The following is a 22,329-nucleotide window of genomic DNA, read 5'->3' as shown; positions in this document are numbered from 1 at the left end:
GTCGGCGGGCGGGGTGAGCGGGCGGTCAGCCGGCGGAGTCGAGGTGGGCGGCGAGTACGGTGCCGATGGTCCGGATGTGTTCCGGCTCGACCATCTGGGCGTGGGAGCAGGCCACCTCGTGCACGGTGAGCGTGCCCGTGGTGTAGCGGCGCCAGCGGTCGGCGCCGGGGGCGCCGTCGACGGCGCCGCGGGTGGCCGCGAAGAACAGCACGTCGCTGCGGACGGCTCCGAGGGGAGGATCGAACATCATGCGGCTGCAGTGCACGAAGACGTCGGTGAACGCCTCGACGCGGTCCTCGTCCATCAGTCCGGCCAGGGCGGTGCCGCCCTCCTTCAGCAGGGCGACGACCTCGGCGCGGTCCAGGTCCCGGCCCTGGGCGCGGGCCGGGTCGACGCCCGCCTCGGTGAGCAGCACCTGGTGGATGCCCCGGGTCAGTTCCGCCGGGTCCTGTCCGCCGGCGGGCCGTTCGATGTCGGGGTAGGCGTCCATCAGCGCGAGGGTGGCGACCTTCTGGCCCCGCGCCTCCAGGGTGGCGGCGACCGCGTGGGCGAGGAGCCCGCCGAGCGACCAGCCGAGCAGGTGGTAGGGCCCGGCCGGCTGCACGGCCCGGATCTCGTCGGCGTACTCGGCGGCGAGTTCGGCGATGGTGGCCGGGGTGGTGCCCGGCCGGGTCAGGCCGCGGGCCTGGATGCCGTAGACCGGCCTGCCGGGGTCGAGCCAGCGCAGCAGACCCGAGTACACCCAGCTGACGCCGCCGGCGGGGTGCAGGCAGAACAGCGGTGCCCGGTCGCCGCCGCGGCGCAGCGGCAGCATCACGTCGAAGGCGTCGGACCCGTCGGACACGCCCAGCCGGTCGGCGAGTCCGGCCACCGTCGGCGTCTCGAACAGGGCGCGTACGGCCAGTTCGGTGCCGAGGGTGGCACGGACCCGGTTGATGAGCCGGGCGGCCAGCAGCGAGTGCCCGCCCAGGGCGAAGAAGTCGTCGTCGACGCCGACCGACGGCACGCCGAGCACCTCGGCGAACAGGGCGCACAGCACTTCTTCCTGCGGGGAGCGCGGGGGGCGTCCGGGAGCCGTGGTGCGCCGGCCCACCGCGGGCAGCGCCCGGTGGTCGACCTTGCCGTTGGGGGTCAGCGGCAGCCGGTCGAGGACCGCGAAGAAGCCGGGGACCATGTACTCGGGGAGGCGCTCGGCGAGGTCGGCGCGGACCCGGGCGACGAGCGCGGCGTGGTCGTCGGCCCGGCGCGGGTCGCCGGCGTGCGCCCACAGCGGCAGCGCCGCGGCCTCCGCCGGGGCCCGGTACCGGCCCAGCGGGGCGTGGTCCGCCGTGCCCGGCAGCAGCAGGACGTCGTACGCGCCCGGTTCGCCCGGTGCCGGTATCAGGGCGGCGCGGTGTCCGAGGCGTGCCGCGGCCCGGTGGAAGTCCTCGGGGCCGGGCAGTCCGGCGGGGGCCGGGCCGCGCAGCCGGGCGAGGACCACCTCGGGGTCGCTGCCGTTGTCGAGGGCGGTGACGGCGGCCCGGTGCGCGGCGGTCCGGGCGTCGGGCACCCGGACGATGCGCAGGCCGGTGCCGTCGCCGAGGGCGTCGGCGAGCCGGTCGAGGCCGGTGATGTCCCGGCCCCAGCGCAGGACGGGCGGCTGCGGCGCGTCGGCGTCGGCGGCCGGGGCGGTGCGCAGCACGACGTCGTAGCGGTAGCAGCTCAGTTCGTTGTGGTGCGCGGAGCGTTTGAGGCCGATGTCGGCCGCCTCGACGGCGGGGATCTCGGCGGGGAGTCCGGCGAAGAAGTCGGGGGACAGCAGGAGTTCGTTCTCCAGCATGACCTCGCGTTCGACGGCCGTGCGCAGTGCCGCGAGGTCGGCGGTGGCGTCGGCGTCGTGCAGGGCGACGGCCGCCGCGAAGGTGCGGTGGTGGCGCAGGTCGCGTACGTCGCCGACGAAGATCCGGCCGCCGGGCGCGAGCAGCCGCACCGCCTTGCGCAGCACCTCCACCGCGTACCGGGCACCGGGGAAGTACTGCACCACCGAGTTCAGCACCACCGTGTCGAAGAAGCCCTCCGGCAGCGACTCCGTCTCCAGCGCCGACGCCGCCCGCAGCTCCACCCGGTCCGCCCACGGCTCACCGGCGACCGCGCGCCGCAGCCCCTCGATCGCCGCACCCGACAGGTCCGTGCCCCAGTAGCACTCCGCGTCCCCGGCCAGCTCCCGCAGCAGCAGCCCGTTGCCCACCCCGATCTCCAGCACCCGGCCCGGACCGAGCGCGCGCACGCGCTCCACCGCGCCCGCCCGCCACTCGTCCATCTCCGCCACCGGAAGGGGAGCACCGTCGTAGCTGCTGTTCCAGCCGGCGTACGGCTCGCCCTCCCGGTCCCGGTAGAGGTCGTCGTAGATGCCCTTCCACTCCTGGACGCCCTCGGCCTCGGTGGGCAGGTCGCGGGCGGTGGGTCCGGTCCCGTCGGCGGGGACGAGGTAGGCGACCAGTGCGCGGTCGCCGGGGCGGTCCTCCCGGACGGTGACGGTGGCCTGGGCGAGTTCGGGATGGCGGACGAGGGCGGCTTCGATCTCGCCGGTCTCCACCCGGAAACCACGGATCTTCACCTGCCCGTCCACCCGCCCCGCGAACTCCAGCACCCCGTCCGCCCGCCACACCGCCACATCACCCGTGCGGTACATCCGCTCCCCCGCACCACCGAACGGGTCCGCCACGAACCGCTCCGCCGTCAGACCCGGACGACCCCCGTACCCACGAGCCAGACCCGCACCCGCCACATACAGATCCCCCCGCACCCCCACCGGCACCGGCCGCAACGCACCGTCCAGCACATACACCCGCGTGTTCGCCATCGGCCGGCCCAGCGGGACGGTGGTCTCGACGCGGTGCGGGTGGCGCATGGGGTACCGGGTGGCGCACAGGGTGATCTCGGTCGGGCCGTAGATGGCGGTGACCGCGGTGCCGGGGCAGGTGTCCAGGACCCGCTGGACGGCGGCCGGCGACACCACGTCCCCGCCGGTCCACACCTCGCGCACCCCGGCGAAGCTCTCCGGCCGTTCCTCGGCGATCAGCCGGAACAGGCCGGCGGTGTAGAGCACTCCGGTCACCCGCTCGTCGGTCATGACGCCTTCGAGGGTGGCGAGGTCGAGTTCGCCGGCCGGGGCGACGACCACGCGGTGGCCGTTGAGCAGGGGCGCCCACAGTTCGAAGGTGGCCGGGTCGAAGGCGTACGGGGAGTGCATGAGGACCCGTTCGGCCGGGCACCGCGGGTTGGCGCAGGCGCGGGCGGTGTCCTCGCGCGGGCCGTGCCACACCGGGTCGTGCGCGAGGTCCAGGACGTCCCGGTGGGTGATCTCGACGCCCTTCGGCTCGCCGGTGGAGCCCGAGGTGAACATGGTGTACGCCAGGTCGTCGGGCCCGCCCGCGACGAGCGGGTCACCGGTCGGCAGGCCGGTGAGGTCGTCCTCGTCGACGACCACGACCGGGCCGTCGTGCCGCAGGTCCCGTTCGCGCATGGCGCGGTCGGTGAGCAGGAGCCGGGCCCCGGTGCGGGCCAGCGCCATCCGCATCCAGGACACGGGGTAGCCGGTGTGCAGGGGCACGTAGACGCAGCCCGCCTTGACGACGGCGAGCAGGGACACCACCAGGTCGGCGGAGCGTTCCTGGAGCACGGCGACGGCGGTCTGCGGCCGGGCGCCGAGTGCGATGATCCGGTGCGCCAGCCGGTTGGCCCGTTCGTCGAGTTCGCGGTACGTCAGGCTCTGCCCGTCCGCGCGGACGGCGACGGCGTCGGGGGTGGCCGCGGCCTGGGCGCGGAAGGCCGCCTGGAGGCTGTCCGGGGTGGTGCCGCGCGGGAGCGCGGTGGCGTTCCAGCCGGTGACGAGCCGGTGGTGTTCCTCCTCGGCGAGCAGGTCGAGGGCCGAGACGGGCACGCCCGGGTCGGTGACCGCGGAGCGCAGCAGCCTGGCCAGGCGTTCGAGGAGCACGACGACGCTCTCGCGGTCGAACAGGTCGGTGCTGAACTCCGCCAGCATGTCCAGGCCGCCGGTGCCGTCCCCGCGTTCGAAGCAGAACAGGGAGAGGTCGAAGCGGGAGGCGCCCGCGGTCAGCGGGATGTACTCGGCGCGGGCCTCGGAGAGCCGGAAGTCGGCGTCCGGGGTGTTCTGGAGCGCCAGGACGACCTGGACGAGGGGGTTGCGGGAGAGGGACCGCTGCGGGTTCAGCTCCTCCACCAGCCGCTCGAACGGCACGTCCTGATGCGCGTACGCCGCCAGGTCCCCCTCCCGCACCCGCCCCAGCAGCTCACGGAACGACGGATCACCCGACACATCCGTCCGCAGCACCAGCGTGTTCACGAAGAACCCGACCAGATCGTCCAGCGCCTCGTCCGTACGCCCCGCCACCGGCGAACCCACCGCCACATCACTGCCCGCACCCAGCCGCGACAGCAACGCCACCAGACCCGCCTGCACCACCATGAACAACGTCGCCGACGACTCCCGCGCCAACGACACCAGACCCGCGTGCAGCTCCGGCTCCAGCCGGAACGCCACACTCCCGCCCCGGTGCGTGAACACCGCCGGACGAGGCCGGTCCGTCGGGATCTCCAGCTGATCCGGCAACCCGGCCAGCCGCTCCCGCCAGAACCCCAGCTGACGCGCCATCTCGCTGCCGCCGTCCGACTCCTCGCCCAGCAGCTCACGCTGCCACACCGCGTAGTCCGCGTACTGCACCGGCAACGCCGCCCACCCCGGCGCCTCCCCACGGCACCGCGCCTCGTACGCCACCGCCAGATCCCGCCCCAGCGGACCCAGCGACCACCCGTCCCCCGCGATGTGATGCAACGTCAGCAGCAGGACGTGCCGTTGCTCTCCGAGGACGAAGAGGTCGGCCCGCAGGGGCAGTTCGCCGGACAGGTCGAAGGCGTGCCGGGCGGCGTCGGCGAGGGCGGCGTCGAGGCCGGCCTCCGTGACGGTCCGCACGGTCAGCTCGGGCGACACCGTCTCCGGGGCGAGGACCCGCTGGACCGCGACGCCGTCGCTCTCGGGGAAGACGGTGCGCAGCACCTCGTGGCGGACGACGACGTCCCGCAGGGCGGCCCGCAGGGCTCCGGCGTCGACGGGTCCCGCGAGGCGCAGGGCGAGCGGGATGTTGTAGGTGGGGCTCGGGCCCTCCATCTGGTCGAGGAACCACAGCCGGTGCTGGGCGAAGGAGAGCGGCAGCGCGCCGGTCCGGTCGGCGGGGCGCAGGGGGGTGCGGGCGGCGCCCGCGGCGTCCAGGTGACGCACCAGCCCCGCCGGCGTCGGAGCGTCGAACAGCGACCGCACCGCCAGCTCCACCCCGAACACCGAACGCACCCGGCTCACCAGCCGCGTCGCCAGCAGCGAGTGACCGCCCGCCTCGAAGAAGTCGTCGTCCGCCGCCACCGACGCCACACCCAGCACCTCGGCGAACAGACCGCACAGGATCTCCTCACGCGGCGAACGCGCCACCCGGCCACGCCCCCCGCCCGACAGCTCCGGCACCGGCAGCGCCGCCCGGTCCAGCTTCCCGTTCACCGTCAGCGGCAACCGCTCCAGCACCACGAACGCCGCCGGGACGAGGTGCCCCGGCAGGGCCTGTGCGGCGTGGGCGCGCAGGGTGTCGGGGGTGACGGCGGCGTCGGCGCGGAGCACCGCGTAGGCGACGAGGCGCCGTTCGCCGGCCGGGTCGGGCACGGCGGTGACGACGGCCTCCCGGACGTCGGGCAGGGCAGTGAGGACGGTCTCGATCTCGCGGGGCTCGACGCGGAAGCCGCGGATCTTGACCTGGTCGTCCTGGCGGCCGAGGTACTCGATGCTGCCGTCGGCCCGCCTGCGGACGAGGTCGCCGGTGCGGTACATGCGGCTGCCGGGCGGCCCGTAGGGGTCGGCCACGAAGCGCTCGGCCGTCAGGGCGGGGCGGCGCAGATAGCCGCGGGCCAGGTGGAGTTCGCCCGCCAGGTACAGTTCGCCCGCCGATCCCGGGGGAAGGGGGCGCAGCCGGTCGTCGAGGACGTGCGCGGTGACGTTGCGCAGCGGGCCGCCGATGGCGGGCGGGCGGTCCTCGTCGGGTGACAGTTCCGCCCGGGTGGCGTACACGGTGGCCTCGGTCGGGCCGTAGACGTTGAGGACCCGGCAGCCGGGCAGGGCCCGGTGGGTGTCGCGGACGAGGGCGGCGGGCAGGGCCTCGCCCGCGTAGAGCAGGGTGTGCGGTCGGGTCCGCAGGCCGGGTCCGGAGAGCAGGGCGGCCAGGGCGGAGGGGACCGTGCTGAGCAGCCCGCCGCCGTCCGTACCGCCGTCCGTGTCACCGCTCGTGGTCTCGCTCGGGTCCCCGGCGAGGGCCAGGACGTCGTCCACGAGGTCGACGCGCCCGCCGTTCAGCAGGGGGCAGAACAGCTCGAAGACGGAGACGTCGAAGTTCAGGGAGGTGGAGGCGGTGACGGAGGCCAGGGCGCCGGCGCCCAACTCCCCCGCCGCCCAGGCCGCGAGGTCGGCCACGTTCCGGTGCGGGACGACCACGGCCTTGGGCCGGCCGGTGGAGCCCGAGGTGAAGATCGCGTAGGCCGCGTGGCCGGGGCGCAGCGGGCGCAGCCGGTCGGTGTCGGTCAGGTCGCCGGGGTCCTCGGCGGCCACGCGGGCGCGGACGCCGGGGTCGTCCAGGGCGAGGCAGCGGGCCGCGTCCGGCAGGGCGGTCGCGCCGTCGAGGGTGGTCAGGACGTACGCGGGGGCCGCGTCGTCGAGCATGAGGGTCAGACGTTGCGCCGGGTACCCCGGGTCCAGCGGGACGTAGGCGGCGCCGGCCTTGAGCACGGCCCATACGGCGACGAGAAGCTCGGGGGTGCGCGGCAGGGCGATCCCGATGAGGTCCTCGGTGCCGACGCCCGCCCGGACCAGGTGCCGGGCGAGCCGGTTGGCGCGGGCGTTGAGGTCGGCGTAGCCGGTGTCGGTGCCCGCGTGGCGCACGGCCGGCGCGTCGGGGGCGCGGCGTACCCGGTCCTCGAAGAGCCGGGGCAGGGTCTCGGCGACGGGAGGCGCGGCGGTGTCGTTCCACCGGGCCAGCCGGGCGCGTTCGGCGGGCGTGAGCAGTTCGGCGGCGCTCAGGGGCTGTTCGGGGCGGGCGACCAGCTGCCGCAGCAGTGCGGTCAGCCGGTCGGCGAGGGCTCGGACGGTGTCGTGGTCGAACAGGTCGGTGCTGTATTCGAGGACGCCGTCGATGCCGCCCTCCGCGCCGTCGGCGCCGCGGCTCTCCCGGAGGTGGAAGGAGAGGTCGAACTTGGAGATGCCCATGTCGAGGGGTTCGGGCCGCACGCGCAGTCCGGGCAGGGCCGCTTCGGCGCGCGGCATGTTCTGGAGGGCGAGCATGACCTGGACGAGGGGGTTGCGGGAGAGGGACCGCTGCGGGTTCAGCTCCTCCACCAGCCGCTCGAACGGCACGTCCTGATGCGCGTACGCCGCCAGGTCCCCCTCCCGCACCCGCCCCAGCAGCTCACGGAACGACGGATCACCCGACACATCCGTCCGCAGCACCAGCGTGTTCACGAAGAACCCGACCAGATCGTCCAGCGCCTCGTCCGTACGCCCCGCCACCGGCGAACCCACCGCCACATCACTGCCCGCACCCAGCCGCGACAGCAACGCCACCAGACCCGCCTGCACCACCATGAACAACGTCGCCGACGACTCCCGCGCCAACGACACCAGACCCGCGTGCAGCTCCGGCTCCAGCCGGAAGCGGACGAGGGCGCCATCGTACCCGGCGACGGCGGGCCGGGGGCGGTCGGTGGGCAGGGTGATCTCGGCGGGCAGTGCGGCCAGGTTCTCGCGCCAGTGGTCGAGCTGGCGTGCCAGCTCGCTGTCGCCGTCCCCTTCCTCGCCCAGCAGCTCGCGCTGCCACAGCGCGTAGTCGGCGTACTGCACCGGCAGCGGCGCCCACCCCGGCGCCTCCCCACGGCACCGCGCCTCGTAGGCCGTCATCAGGTCGCGGGCGAGGGGGGCCATGGACCAGCCGTCACCGGCGATGTGGTGCAGGTTGAGCAGCAGGACGCACTCGGTGGGCGAGGTGCGCAGCAGGTGGGCGCGGAGCGGCAGGTCGCGGGCGAGGTCGAAGCCGGTGCGTCCCGCCTCGGTGAGCGCGGCCGGCAGGTCGTCCTCGGTGGTCTGCGCCACGGTGAGCGGTACGCGTGCCCGGTCGGCGGGAACGATCCGCTGGTACGGCGTGCCGCCCTGGTCGGGGAAGACGGTGCGCAGGCTCTCGTGGCGGGCCACGACGTCGTCCAGGGCCACGCGCAGCGCGTCCTCGTCGAGGCGGCCGGACAGCCGCAGGGCGTAGGGGATGTTGTACGTGGGTCCCGCGCCCTCGACCTGGCTGAGGAACCACAGGCGCCACTGGGCGGGTGACAGGGGTATCCGCTCGGGGCGTCCGGCGGGGCGCAGGGGGGTGCGGGCGGCGCCCGCGGCGTCCAGGTGACGCACCAGCCCCGCCGGCGTCGGAGCGTCGAACAGCGACCGCACCGCCAGCTCCACCCCGAACACCGAACGCACCCGGCTCACCAGCCGCGTCGCCAGCAGCGAGTGACCGCCCGCCTCGAAGAAGTCGTCGTCCGCCGCCACCGACGCCACACCCAGCACCTCGGCGAACAGACCGCACAGGATCTCCTCACGCGGCGAACGCGCCACCCGGCCACGCCCCCCGCCCGAGAACTCCGGCACCGGCAGCGCCGCCCGGTCCAGCTTCCCGTTCACCGTCAGCGGCAACCGCTCCAGCACCACGAACGCCGCCGGGACGGTGGGTGCGGGCAGCCGGTCGCGGAGGTGGTCGCGGAGGGTGCCGACGAGGGTGCCGGCCAGTGAGGCGCGGCGGGGGCTGTTGGTGAACGCCAGGGGGTCGGCGGCCTCGTTCGCGGTGGGGCGGTACAGGTCGTCGATCACCGGGCCGACGGGGGGCGCCTTCGTGAACAGCACGTCGAGGGCGCCTTCCGAGGAGGTGGCGGACCAGGTCACCGCGGTGCGGTAGCCGAACCGTTCGCCGAGGGCGTGGAGTTCCTCTGGGTCGACGGCGTCCGGTACCCCGGTGCCGTCGCGCACCGCGAGCCGGGCGGCGTCGACGTCGCCGGCCCCGTCGAGCAGCCGCAGGGCGGTCGTCTCCGCGGCCAGCCGGGCGTTGGGCACGTCCTCGACGCGCAGGGCGGCGGGGCCGTCGCCCAGGAGGCGGGCCAGGGCGTCGGGTCCGCCGAGGTCGCGGGGCCAGGACACGGTCGTGCCGGGGCGGGCGGCCGGGGTGGCGGGGCCGCCGCGTTTGCGGAGCACCACGTCGTAGCGGTGCCGGCTCAGTTCGTTGTGGTGCGCGCCCCGCTTGACGCGGACGTCGACGGCCTCGATGTCCGGCAGCCGGGTGCGCAGCGCGGGGAAGAACTCGGGGTCGGCGAGGAGTTCGGTCTCCAGGAGTACGCCCTGGTCGACGCCGCGGATCACGTCGGCCGGGTCGGCCGTGTCGTCGGCCTGGTGCAGGCGCACCGCCGCGCTGAAGCAGCGCAGCAGCCGGTGGTTGCGGACGTCGCCGATGAAGAGGTGGCCGCCGGGGGCGAGCAGGCGCAGCGCTCCGGCGATGACGTCGACGAGGTAGGCGCCGTGCGGGAAGTAGGGGACGACGGAGTTGACGACGACGGTGTCGAAGTGGCCTTCGGGCAGGCCGTCGGTGACGTCGGCGGGCTGGACGCGCAGCTGGACCCGGGACCGGGTGCCGGGCCGCGCTTCGAGCTGGACGCGCAGCGCCTCGACCGCGGCGGCGGAGAAGTCCGTGGCCCAGTAGCTCTCGCAGTCGTCGGCGAGCTGGGACAGGATCAGCCCGCTGCCGACGCCGATCTCCAGGACCCGGCGGGGGTTCAGTTCGCGGATGCGGTCCACTGCGGCCGCGCGCCACTCCCGCATCTGGGGCAGCGGAATGGGCCGGGAGTCGTAACTGCTGGTCCAACCGGTGAAGTTGGCGCCGAACTCGGCCGTGGCGGCGTCCTGGTAGACCTCCTGGTAGACGTCGTGCCACTCCGCGACCTGTTCGGCCTCGCCGTCCCGGTCGCGGTCGGTGTCGTCCCCCGGCACCACGTAGGCGACGAGCTGCCGCTCCCCCGGCCGGTCCTCGCGGACGAGGGCGACGGCCTGGGCGACCTGGGGGTGGCTGCGCAGGGCGGCTTCGACCTCGCCGAGTTCCACCCGCAGTCCGCGCAGTTTCACCTGGGAGTCGGCGCGGCCGACGAAGTGCAGCCGGCCGTCGCGGTCCCTGCGGACCACGTCGCCGGTGCGGTACAGCCGCCCGCCGGGCGGGCCGAAGGGGTCGGCGACGAACCGGGCGGCGGTCTCGGCGGGTGCCCGGAAGTAGCCGCGGGCCATGCCGGCGCCGGCGATGTACAGCTCGCCGGGCACGCCCGTGGGGACCGGGGAGAGGCGGTCGTCGAGGACGTACAGCCGCATGTCGTCCAGCGGCAGGCCGATGGGGACGGGCAGGCCGGGGTCGCACGTGCCGCGGAAGGTGTGCCGGGTGGCGTAGACGGTCGTCTCGGTGGGGCCGTAGCCGTTGAGGACGACGGTGTCGGGGCAGTCGGCGGCGAGCCGGGCCGCCGCCGCCGGGGAGAGCACGTCCCCGCCGGTCCACAGCGCGGTCAGGCCGCTCAGCCAGTCGGTGCGGTCGTCGGCGACGGCGTTGAAGACACCGGTGGGCAGCAGCAGCCCGGTGATGTCCCAGCGGGTGACGAGCCGTTCCAGGACCCGCAGGTCGAGCCGTCCGGGCGGAGCCATCACCACGTGGCCGCCGGACATCAGCGGCAGCCAGAACTCCATGTTGAAGGCGTCCCAGGCGTGGGCGGAGTGCAGCAGCACCCGGTCGGTGCTGCCGGGCTCCCAGCAGCGGTCGTGGCGCAGGCACTCGATGCCGCCGTGGGTGAGGGCGACGCCCTTGGGTTCGCCGGTGGAGCCGGAGGTGTACATGATGGCGGCCAGCCGGCCGGGGTCGGTGACGGGCGGCGGGCCGGTCAGCTCCCCGGTGTCCGGCAGCGGGTCGTCGAGGACGGTCACCGGGAGGCCGTACCCGGCCGCCTCGTCCTTCAGGGCGCGGTCGGTGAGCAGGACCGGAGTGCCGGTCCGGGCGAGGACGAGGGCCTTGCGGGCCGGCGGATGGTCGGCGTTCAGGGGCACGTAGGCGCCGCCGGCCTTGAGGACGCCGAGGACACCGACGGCGAGGTGGACGCCGCGTTCGGTGAGCATGGCGACCGGGGTCTCCTCGCGGACGCCGCGGTCGCGCAGGTGGCGGGCGAGGCGGGTGGAGCGCCGGTCGAGTTCGGCGTAGGTGAGGGTGGTGTCGCCGGCGGAGACGGCGGGTGCCCCGGGGGTCCGCTCGGCGAGCCGTGCGAAGCGGGCGGTGAGGGTGGTGGGGGCCGGGGCGTCGGGTCGTGCGGTGGCGTTCCACTCGTGCAGCACGCGGTGGCGTTCGCCCGGTTCCAGCAGGTCGACGGCGCCGACGCGCTGTTCGGCGTCGTCGACGCAGGCGCGCAGGAGCAGGAGGAGCCGGTCGGTGAACCGCTGTACGGTCTCCTGCTCGAACAGGTCGCCGCTGTACTCCACCAGGCCCCACACGCCGTCGGGGTCGCCGTGCGCGGTGTGCGCCTCGGTGAGGAAGACGGCCAGGTCGAAGCGGGAGACCTCGGGGCGGATGCGCTCGGGTTCGATGGTGAGGCCCGGCAGCCGGAACGCGGCCTCGGCGGTGTTCTGGAGGGCGAGCATGACCTGGACGAGGGGGTTGCGGGAGAGGGACCGCTGCGGGTTCAGCTCCTCCACCAGCCGCTCGAACGGCACGTCCTGATGCGCGTACGCCGCCAGGTCCCCCTCCCGCACCCGCCCCAGCAGCTCACGGAACGACGGATCACCCGACACATCCGTCCGCAGCACCAGCGTGTTCACGAAGAACCCGACCAGATCGTCCAGCGCCTCGTCCGTACGCCCCGCCACCGGCGAACCCACCGCCACATCACTGCCCGCACCCAGCCGCGACAGCAACGCCACCAGACCCGCCTGCACCACCATGAACAACGTCGCCGACGACTCCCGCGCCAACGACACCAGACCCGCGTGCAGCTCCGGCTCCAGCCGGAACGCCACACTCCCGCCCCGGTGCGTGAACACCGCCGGACGAGGCCGGTCCGTCGGGATCTCCAGCTGATCCGGCAACCCGGCCAGCCGCTCCCGCCAGAACCCCAGCTGACGCGCCATCTCGCTGCCGCCGTCCGACTCCTCGCCCAGCAGCTCACGCTGCCACACCGCGTAGTCCGCGTACTGCACCGGCAACGCCGCCCACCCCGGCGCCTCCCCACGGCACCGCGCCTCGTACGCCACCGCCAGATCCCGCCCCAGCGGACCCAGCGACCACCCGTCCCCCGCGATGTGATGCAACGTCAGGACGAGGAGGGCCTGCTGTTCGCCGCAGGGGAACAGGTCGGCGCGGAGCGGGGGTTCGGTGGCCAGATCGAAGGGGGCGCGGACGGCGTCGGCGACGGCTTCGTCGAGGTCCCCGGCGGGTACGTGCGTGATGCGCAGGGGGCAGGGCGGGGCGGGGTCGAGGATGCGCTGGGCGGGGCGTCCGCCGGGGGCGGGGAAGACGGTGCGCAGGCTCTCGTGGCGGTCCATGACGTCGTCCAGGGCGGCGCGCAGCGCGTCCACGTCCAGGGCGCCGGTGATCCGCAGGCCGAGCGGGATGTGGTACGTGGGGCTCGGGCCCTCCATCTGGTTGATGAACCACAGCCGGCTCTGCGCGAACGACAGGGGCGGTTCCCCGTCGCGCTCCCTGGGCCGCAGCGCCGGCCGGCCGGCCGCCTCCGCGTCGTGCAGGAGCGCGGCGAGCCCGGCCGGGCTGGGGTGCTGGAAGAGGCGGCGGATCGGCAGGTCCACGCCGAGGGTGGAGCGGACGCGGTTGATCAGCCGGGTACCGAGCAGGGAGTGCCCGCCGAGGTCGAAGAAGTTGTCGGTCGGGTTCACCCGGGACAGGCCGAGGACGTCCGCGAAGAGGGAGCACATGATCTCCTCCTGCGGGGTCCGGGCGGCCCGGCCGGAGCGGGCCAGGGGTCCGGCGTCCGGCAGGGAGCGCCGGTCGAGCTTGCCGTTGGCGGTGCGCGGCAGGGCGTCCAGGAGGGTGAGGGTGGCGGGCACCATGTACTCCGGCAGGCGCTCGCGGAGGTAGGGGCGCAGTTCCTGGGCCAGGGCGGGGTCGCCGGCGGAGCGCAGCGGGTCGTTGGTGAGGGCGGCCCCGGTCGGGTCCGCGCCGGCGGGGGCCGGGGGGCACAGGTCGGCGTAGAGGGGGGCCGGGTCCTCGGTCGCGGGCGTGAACACGGCGTCCAGGCTCGCGGCGGGGCCGGTGGCCGACCAGCCGAGGCCGAGGCGGTACCCGTGCCGTTCGGCCAGTGCCGCCAGTGCGGCGGGGTCGGGCGCGTCCGGTTCCGCCGGCCGGGACAGGGCGGCGTGGGCGGTACGGGGGTCCGCGCCCTCGCCGAGCAGGCGTTCGGCGGCGAGTTCGCCGGCGAGTCGGGCGTTGGGCAGGGCGGTGACCCGCAGCGGGGTGCCGGCGTCCAGCAGGGCGGCGAGCCCGTCGGTGCCGGTGACGTCGGTGCCCCAGACCAGGGCGGGCAGCTCCGCCGACCTGGGGGTGGCGTCGGTGGCCGTGTGCAGGACGACGTCGTAGCGGTGGCGGGTGAGTTCGTTGTGGTGCGTCCCGCTCTTGACGCGCACGTCGACGGCGTCGAGGGCGGGCACGGCGTGGCGCAGGGCGGCGAAGAAGGCGGGGGCGAAGAGGAGTTCCCGTTCCGCGGCGACGCCCCGGGCGACCGCGGCCCGTACGGTCTCGGCGTCGGCGTTCTCCCCGGTGCGGGCGGCGCGCTCCAGTTCCACGGCGGTGCGCAGGGTGCGGTGGTGGCGCAGGTCGCGTACGTCGCCGACGAAGATCCGGCCGCCGGGCGCGAGCAGCCGCACCGCCTTGCGCAGCACCTCCACCGCGTACCGGGCACCGGGGAAGTACTGCACCACCGAGTTCAGCACCACCGTGTCGAAGAAGCCCTCCGGCAGCGACTCCGTCTCCAGCGCCGACGCCACCCGCAGCTCCACCCGGTCCGCCCACGGCTCACCGGCGACCGCGCGCCGCAGCCCCTCGATCGCCGCACCCGACAGGTCCGTGCCCCAGTAGCACTCCGCGTCCCCGGCCAGCTCCCGCAGCAGCAGCCCGTTGCCCACCCCGATCTCCAGCACCCGGCCCGGACCGAGCGCGCGCACGCGCTCCACCGCGCCCGCCCGCCACTCGTCCATCTCCGCCACCGGAAGGGGAGCACCGTCGTAGGCGCTGGTCCAGGCCGCGTACGGCTCGCCCTCCCGGTCCCGGTAGAGCGTGTCGTACACGTCGCGCCAGGCGCGCTCGCGGTCCTGTTCGCGCGCTGCGGACGCGCTGTCGCCGCCGGCCGCGGCGGGGACGACGTAGCCATCCAGGCGCCGGGCGCCGTCCCGGTCGGTGCGGGCGACGACGGCGGCCTCGGCGACCTGCGGGTGGGTGCGCAGGGCGGCTTCGATCTCGCCGGTCTCCACCCGGAAACCACGGATCTTCACCTGCCCGTCCACCCGCCCCGCGAACTCCAGCACCCCGTCCGCCCGCCACACCGCCACATCACCCGTGCGGTACATCCGCTCCCCCGCACCACCGAACGGGTCCGCCACGAACCGCTCCGCCGTCAGACCCGGACGACCCCCGTACCCACGAGCCAGACCCGCACCCGCCACATACAGATCCCCCCGCACCCCCACCGGCACCGGCCGCAACGCACCGTCCAGCACATACACCCGCGTGTTCGCCATCGGCCGGCCGATGGTGACGGGGTCGCCGGGGGCGAGGGACGCGGCCGTCGACCAGATGGTGGTCTCGGTGGGCCCGTAGAGGTTGATCACCTCGGCGGCGGCGCCGGTCAGGGCCGCCGCCAGGTCGCCCGGGAGGGGTTCGCCGCCGGTGAGGACGCGCAGGCCGCGCAGCGCGTCGGTGTGGCCGTCCGCCAGGGTGCGCCACAGCGTCGGAGTCGCCTGCATGACGGTGGCGCCGCACGTGGTGATCGTCCCGGCGAGGGCGGCCGGGTCGAGGACGGTGTCCTGGTCGGCGAGGACGACGGTGGCACCGCGGGTCAGCGGCAGGAAGATCTCCAGGGCCGCGATGTCGAAGGACACGGTGGTGACGGCGAGCAGCCGGTCGCCGGGGCCCAGCGGCACCCGTTCCCGCATGTCGGCGAGGTGGTTGGCCAGCGCCCCGTGCGGGACGACGACTCCCTTGGGACGGCCCGTCGAACCGGAGGTGTGGATGACGTACGCGGCCTGGTCGGGGTGGGGCACGGCGGCCGGGGCGCCGCCGTCGCCGGTCTCCGCGTCCGCGGGCAGGTCCGCGAGCCGCAGCACGGGCACGCCGGCCGGCAGCGGCACGGCGGCGGTGCCGTCGGTCACCACGCACACCGGGCGGACGTCGTCGAGGACCTGGGCGACGCGCTCGGCCGGGTGGAGCGGGTCGAGGGGGGCGTAGGCCGCCCCGGTCCGCAGGACGGCGAGCAGGGTGGCCGGCAGGTCCGCGGTGCGCTCGGCCATGACCGCGACCCGCTGCTCGGGTCCGGCGCCCAGCGCGGCGAGCCGGCCGGCCAGCAGGGCGGACCGGCGGTCCAGCGCGGCGTAGGTCAGCTCCCGCCCGCCGGCCCGGACGGCGACGGCGCCGGGGTGGTCGCGGACCTGCGCGGCGAACAGCTGCGGTACGGCGGCGCCGGGCACGGGGCGGGCGGTGTCGTTGCGGGTGACCAGCAGGTCCCAGCGTTCGGCGGCGGACAGCACGTCGACCGTCGCGGCCGGGCGGTCCGGGTCGTGGGCGAGGAGTTCGAGGAGCGCGGTGAGCCGCTCGGTGAGCCGGGCGACGGTGTCCCGGTCGTACAGGTCGGTGCGGTAGCTCAGCCGCAGGCGCAGCCGGGCGCCGGGCAGCACCATCAGGCACAGCGGGTAGTGCGTGGCGGCGTGTTCGCTGACCTCGGTGAGCCTGATGTCCCCGGCGGTGACCTGGAGGGTGTCCGGGTCGAGGGGGTAGTTCTCGAAGATCACCATCGTGTCGAAGAGTTCGGCGGGCTCGACGAGGCTCTGGATGGTGCTGAGCCCGAGGTGCTGGTGGGGCATGAGCGCGCCGCGCGCGTCCTGGAGCCGGCGCAGCGCGGTGGTCAGGGACTCCCCGGGCGCGACGGTCATCCGTACCGGCAGGGCGTTGGCGAACATGCCGATCATCGTCTCGGCACCGGACAGGTCGGCCGGGCGGCCGGAGACGATCTCGGCGAAGGTGACGTCGTGCCGTCCGGTGAGTCCGCCGACGAGGAGCCCCCACGCGCCCTGGACCAGGGTGTTGAGGGTGAGGCGGGCGGACCGGCCGCGGGCGATGAGGGCCGCGGTCAGCTCCTCGGACAGGTCGGTGACGAGTTCGGCGGGGGCTCCGGTGGCGCGTCCTCGTTCCTGGCCCGCGACGAGCGTCGGCTCCTCGACGCCGGCGAGCGCGTCGCTCCAGGCCCGCCGGGCGGCGGTGTCGTCCTGCCGGGCCAGCCAGCCGAGGTAGTCGCGGTAGGGGACGGGGGCGGGCAGCCTGTGCCGGTCGGCGGGCCGCTCGTACAGGGTGAACAGCTCTTTGATGAGCAGGCCCATCGACCAGCCGTCGAGGAGCAGGTGGTGGTGGGTGAAGACCAGGCGGTGGGTGCGCGGGCCCAGGCGGAGCAGCGTGAACCGCATGAGCGGCGGGCGCGCGAGGTCGAACCGGCGTGCCCGGTCGGCCGTGAGCAGCCGGTCCGTCTCCGCGGCGCGTTCGGCGTCGGGCAGGCCGGACAGGTCGACCTCGTCCCATGGGAGGCGGACCGTGCGGGGCACGACCTGGACGGGGCGTCCCTCGCGGCGCTGCTGGCGGAAACCGGCCCGCAGGTTGGGGTGGCGTTCGAGCAGGGCCTCGGCGGCCGTCCGCATCCGGCCGCCGTCCAGGGGGCCGTCGATGTCGAAGCGGAACTGCACGACGTAGACGTCGTCGCTGCCGCTGTCGTCGTACCGGGAGAGGAACAGCAGCCCCTCCTGGAGGGGGGAGAGCGGCAGTACGTCGTCGATCCGGGACCTGGTCACTGCGTTGCCTCGTCTTCCTCGCCCAGTTCGCTCTCTAGCAGGTCGATGTCCGTCTGGCTCAGTTCCACCATCGGCAGGTCGGAAGGGGTGCGGCCGCCCGCGCCCCGGGCGCCGGTGTGCCGCACCAGCGCCCGGAGCACCGTGGACCAGCCCTCGGCCAGTTCCTCGATGTCGGCCGGCGTCCACAGCGCGCCGGGCCACGACCACAGGGCCGTGAGCCGCGGCCCGTCGGCGTGGTCCCGGGTGAACGCGTTGAGGGTGAGCGACCGGCCGAACGGCAGGCCGGGGTCGACGCCGCCGCCCAGCGGGGGTGCCTCGGGCGCGGGCGACCAGTCGGCGTCCACCGGTTCCGGGAAGCGCCCGAGGTAGTTGAAGAGCAGCTCCGCGCGGGCCCCGCCGGCGAGCCGGGGCGCGGTGTCCTCGTTCAGGTAGCGCAGCAGGCCGTGGCCGAGGCCCTGGTCCGGTACGGCGCGCAGTTGCTCCTTGACGCGTTTGACGGCGCGGCCGAGCGCGGGGCCGCCCGTCCGCAGCTCCCGGTGGTCGACGTGGCCGATGTCCAGGCGCACCGGGTACAGGCAGGTCAGCCAGCCGACGGTGCGGGACAGGTCCAGGTCGTCGCCGGCCGTGTCCCGGCCGTGGCCCTCGATGTCGACGAGCAGGTCGGTCGCGTACGAACCGCGGGCCCGGCGCCAGTCGGTGACCGCGGCAGTGAGGGCGGTCAGCAGGATGTCGTTCATGCCCGCGTGGAACGCCGCCGGCACCGAGGTCAGCAGCGCCCGGGTGAGGTCGGCGGGCAGTTCGGCGGTGACGAGCCGGGCGGTGCCCGCGACATCGCGCCGGGGGTCCGGCGGCACCAGGGACGGCAGTGGTTCCGCGGGCCGGGTCACGCGGCGCCAGAACGGCTCGTGCGCGCGCTGGTCCGGGTGCCGGGCGAGTTCCTGGAGCCGGTGCGCCCACTGCCGCAGGGGGGTGGCGACGGGCTCCGGCTCGGGCGGGCGTCCGGCGGCGACGGCCGGCCAGGCGGCGGCGAGGTCGGCGAGGAGGACCCGCCAGGAGACCCCGTCGACGGCGAAGTGATGGGCCGTCAGCAGCAGTCGGCCGGGCCGGTCGCCGGCGTCGCACCACACCGCGCGCAGCACGTCGCCCAGGGCGGGGCGCAGCAGCCGGTCGGCCGCGGCGCCCTCCTTCTCCAGCACCTCGCGCAGTGCCTGGGCGTCGAGCCCCCGGACGTCGACCCGGCGGACGCGCCGCGCGGCGTCCACCGAGCCGGCCGGCAGGATCTCCGGGGCCCAGGTGCCGTCGGGGCGGGTCGTCACACGCAGCCGGAGCGCGTCGTGCCGGTCCACGAGGCTCTGCAGCAGCGTGGCGAGCCGGGGCTCGTCCAGGGCGGCCGGGACCCGCAGGACCACGGACTGGCTGAAGCCGTCGGCGGGGCCGTCGAGGGTACGGAACCAGTGCATGATCGGTGTCACCGGGAAGGGGCCCGCGGCTTCCGTGCGTGCTCCGGCCGGCCGCGCGCCGGTGTCGTCGCCGGCCGGGGCGGCGGCGGCGAGCCGGGCCGCGGTGCGCCGCTCGAAGACGTCGCGCGGGGAGATCGCCAGGCCGGCCTTGCGGGCCCGCCCGGCGAGCTGCATCGACATGATGCTGTCACCGCCGAGGGCGAAGAAGTCGTCGTCCACCCCCACGCCGTGGACGCCGACCACCTCCTCGAAGAGCTGGACGAGCAGGGCCTCGCGGGGGTCGCGGGGCGCGGGCCCGCCGCCGTGGCCGGTGACGTCGGGGGCGGGCAGCGCCTGCCGGTCGATCTTGCCGTTGGCGTTGCGCGGCAGTTCGCCGAGGACGACGCAGACCGCGGGGACCAGCGCGGTGGGCAGGGTGCGGGCCAGTTCGTCCCGGAGCGCCGCCGGGTCGGGGGTGTGGCCCGGCGCGGGAACGGCGTAGGCGACCAGCCGTTTGGCACCGGGGGTGTCCTCGCGGACGAGGACGACGGCCTGGGCGACACCCGTCAGGCGTTCCAGGGCGGCGCGGGTCTCCCCGGGTTCGACCCGCTGGCCGCCGATCTTCACCTGGTCGTCGGCGCGTCCGAGGAAGTCCAGGGCGCCGTCGGGGCGCAGCCGTACCAGGTCGCCGGTGCGGTACAGCCGGGCGCCCGGCGGGCCGAAGGGGTCGGCGACGAACCGGGCCGCAGTCAGGGCGGGGCGGCGCAGATAGCCCCGGGCGGGCATCACCCCGCCGACGTACAGCTCACCCGCGACGCCGGGGGGCGAGGGGCGCAGCCACGCGTCGAGCACGTACAGCCGGGTGTTGGGCACGGGCGTGCCGATGGGCACCTCGGCGGGCCAGTCGTCGGGGTCGCCGGTCAGGACGGCGGCGGTCACCACGTGCGTCTCGGTGGGCCCGTAGAGGTTGTGCAGCCGGCGGCCGGGGTGCCCGCGGAAGAGCCGCTTGAGGTCCTCGCCGGGGGTCAGGGCCTCTCCCGCCTGGACGACCTCCAGGAGCGCGGGGAGGTCGCGGTCCCCGGTGGCGGCCGCGTCGGCGAGCGCCTCCAGCACGGTGTGGGTGGTGTAGAGGTGGCGGGCGCCGTCCCGCTCCAGCCAGTGCAGCAGTTCCTGCGGGTCGTGGCGGGCGAGGTCGCTCGCCACGGTGACGGTCTGCCCCTGGGTGAGGGCGCAGAGCATCTCCAGCGGGGCGGGGTCGAAGGCGAGGGTGGAGAACTGGGAGACGACCGAGCCGACCGGGCCGGGTATCGCGCCGGTGTACCAGGCCATCAGGTTGAGCAGCGGCTCCGCGTGCATGACGACCCCCTTGGGGCGGCCGGTGGAGCCGGAGGTGTACAGCGCGTAGACGGGGTGCCCGGTGGTCAGCGGACGCAGCCGGTCGGCGTCGGTGAGGCCGGTGTCCGGCAGGGCGGCCAGTTCCCGGGCGCACGCGGGGCCGTCCAGGACGACCGGGTCGGTGTCCGGGGGCAGCAGGCGGGCCTCGGCGGTGGTGGTCACGACGGCCGCCGGTGCGGCGTCCGCGAGGAGGAAGCGGACCCGCTCGGGCGGGTAGGAGGTGTCGATGGGGGTGTAGGCCGCGCCGGACTTCAGTACGGCGACGAAGGCGACGACCTGGTCGGCGCCGCGGGGCAGGGCGAGGGTCACGAGGTCCTCGGGGCCCGCGCCGCGCCGGACGAGCAGCCGGGCCAGGCGGTTGGAGCGGGAGGCGAGTTCGCGGTACGTCAGCCGGACGTCACCGTCGACGACCGCGGTGGCGTCCGGGGTGAGCGCGGCCTGGCGGTCCAGGAGCCGGGGCAGCGGCTCGCGGGGGAAGGGCCGTTCGGTGGTGTGCGGCGTGGGCAGCACGGTGGCGCGTTCCCCGGCGGAGAGCAGTTCCACGCGGGCGGTGGGGATGTCGAGGTCCCGGGCCATGGTGCGCAGGAGGCGTTCCAGGCGCGCGGCGAGGCCGCGGGACACCTCGGGGGCGCACCGGCCGGGGTCGTGCTCGACGCGCAGGCGCAGCCGTGGTCCGGGGATGGCGACCAGGCTGAGCGGGTAGTGCGTGGCGTCCCGCACGTCGAGGCCGTGCAGCCGGACACCGGCCGCGGCCAGGTCGAGGGCGTCGGCTTCGAGCGGGTAGTTCTCGAAGACGACGAGGGTGTCGAAGAGTTCGGGGAGCCCGGCCGCGCGCTGGATGGCGGGGAGGTCGGCGTACTGGTGGTCCGTGAGCCTGGCCTGGGCGTCCTGGAGCCGGCGGAGGTTGCCGGCGAGGGTCCGGCCGGGGTCGAGGCGGACGCGTACCGGGACGGTGTTGATGAACAGCCCCACCATGGCCTCGGACCGCTCGACCTCGGGCGGCCGGCCGGAGACGACGGCGCCGAACGTGACGTCGTCGCTGCCGGTGAGCGCGCCGAGCAGCAGGGCCCAGGCTCCCTGGACGAGGGTGTTGAGGGTGAGGCGGTGGTGCCGTCCCCGGGCAGCGAGCGCCGCGGTCGCCGTCTCGTCGAGTTCGACGTACTCCTGCCGCTGGGCCGAGGTGGCGGCGGGGTCCGGTCCGGGCGCCGGGGTGGCCGGGGCGGGGGCCCGGGTCACCGTGGTCGGCTGTTCCAGTCCGGCCAGCTCCGCCCGCCAGGCCCGGGTGTCGCCGGCGGTGTCCCGGGCGCCGAGCCAGGCCAGTTGGTCGCGGAACGGGGCCGGCGGGGGCAGCGCCGTCTCGTCGCCGCCGTTGTCGTACAGCGCGAACAGGTCGGCGAGCAGCAGGGGCATGGACCAGCCGTCGACGAGCAGGTGGTGGTGGCTGAGGACGAGCCGGTGCTCCTCGGGTCCGAAGGCGACCAGGGTGCACCGGGTCAGCGGCGGACGTGCCGGGTCGAAGCGGTGGGCCCGGTCCGCGGCGAGCACCCGCTCCAGGGCGGCGGGCCGCTGGTCCGCCGGCACCCCGGTGGCGTCGTGCTCCGTCCAGGGCAGGCGCACGGACCGCGGGATGACCTGGACGGCGCGCTTCATGCCCTCCTGCCAGAAACCGGCCCGCAGGTTGGGGTGGCGGCGCAGCAGGGCCTCGACGGCGCCCCGCAGCCGTCCGGCGTCCAGCGGGCCGCGCAGGTCGAGGACGAACTGGACGACGTACACGTCCGCGGCCCGCTCGTCGTACAGGGCGTGGAACAGCAGGCCGTTCTGAAGCGGCGACAGCGGAAGCACGTCCGTCAGTCCCGTACGCGTCACTACGTCTCCTCACGTCGCGTGCCCCGGCGGTGCGCACCAGCCTCCGCGCCGTTCCCAGAATTGCGGTCGCCCGTAGCTTTACAAAGGGATCTGACCCCTCGCTGACGGACTGCTGACGAAACGTCACCGGGGCCGGGGGCGCCGCCGGGCACACCATTTGCGGCTCTTTCCCGGCATGAACCGGCTGCTAGTCTCCGAAATGACGGGGCGGCAGCCGCGGCGGCCTTTTCTGACCTCCGCCGACGGTCGGCACGCCGCTCCGTTCCGGCCGATCAGGTTTCCCACGCCGCGGTCTTCCCGTGCTTCCCACGGGCGTCCCGTCGGCCACCGCAAGTGACCGGACACAATGGGGTGAGGACCATGCTGAGGAATACGCGGAAAGCGCTGGGCGAACCACTCGGACGTTTTTATGGACCGCCTGCCGCGGAATCC

General features: G+C 75.2%; 2 protein-coding genes. Both read right to left on the bottom strand.

Annotation, left to right across the window (positions count from 1 at the left end):
- Positions 1–25: 25 nt before the first annotated feature.
- The gene (locus Sdagh_RS33315) at positions 26–17,197 is read right to left on the bottom strand and encodes a non-ribosomal peptide synthetase (RefSeq protein ID WP_226536115.1); all 17,172 of its coding nucleotides are present in this window, start codon (positions 17,195–17,197) and stop codon (positions 26–28) included.
- A complete protein-coding gene (locus tag Sdagh_RS33310) occupies positions 17,194–21,897 on the bottom strand; it encodes a non-ribosomal peptide synthetase (protein ID WP_190078757.1) in 4,704 nt (1,567 codons plus the stop codon). Before Sdagh_RS33310 ends, Sdagh_RS33315 begins: the two co-directional genes overlap by 4 nt.
- Positions 21,898–22,329 lie beyond the last annotated feature (432 nt).

The sequence above is a fragment of the Streptomyces daghestanicus genome, from assembly GCF_020521275.1.
Classification (GTDB): Bacteria; Actinomycetota; Actinomycetes; order Streptomycetales; family Streptomycetaceae; genus Streptomyces; species Streptomyces griseoviridis.
This window is presented reverse-complemented; position numbering and strand designations above follow the sequence as displayed.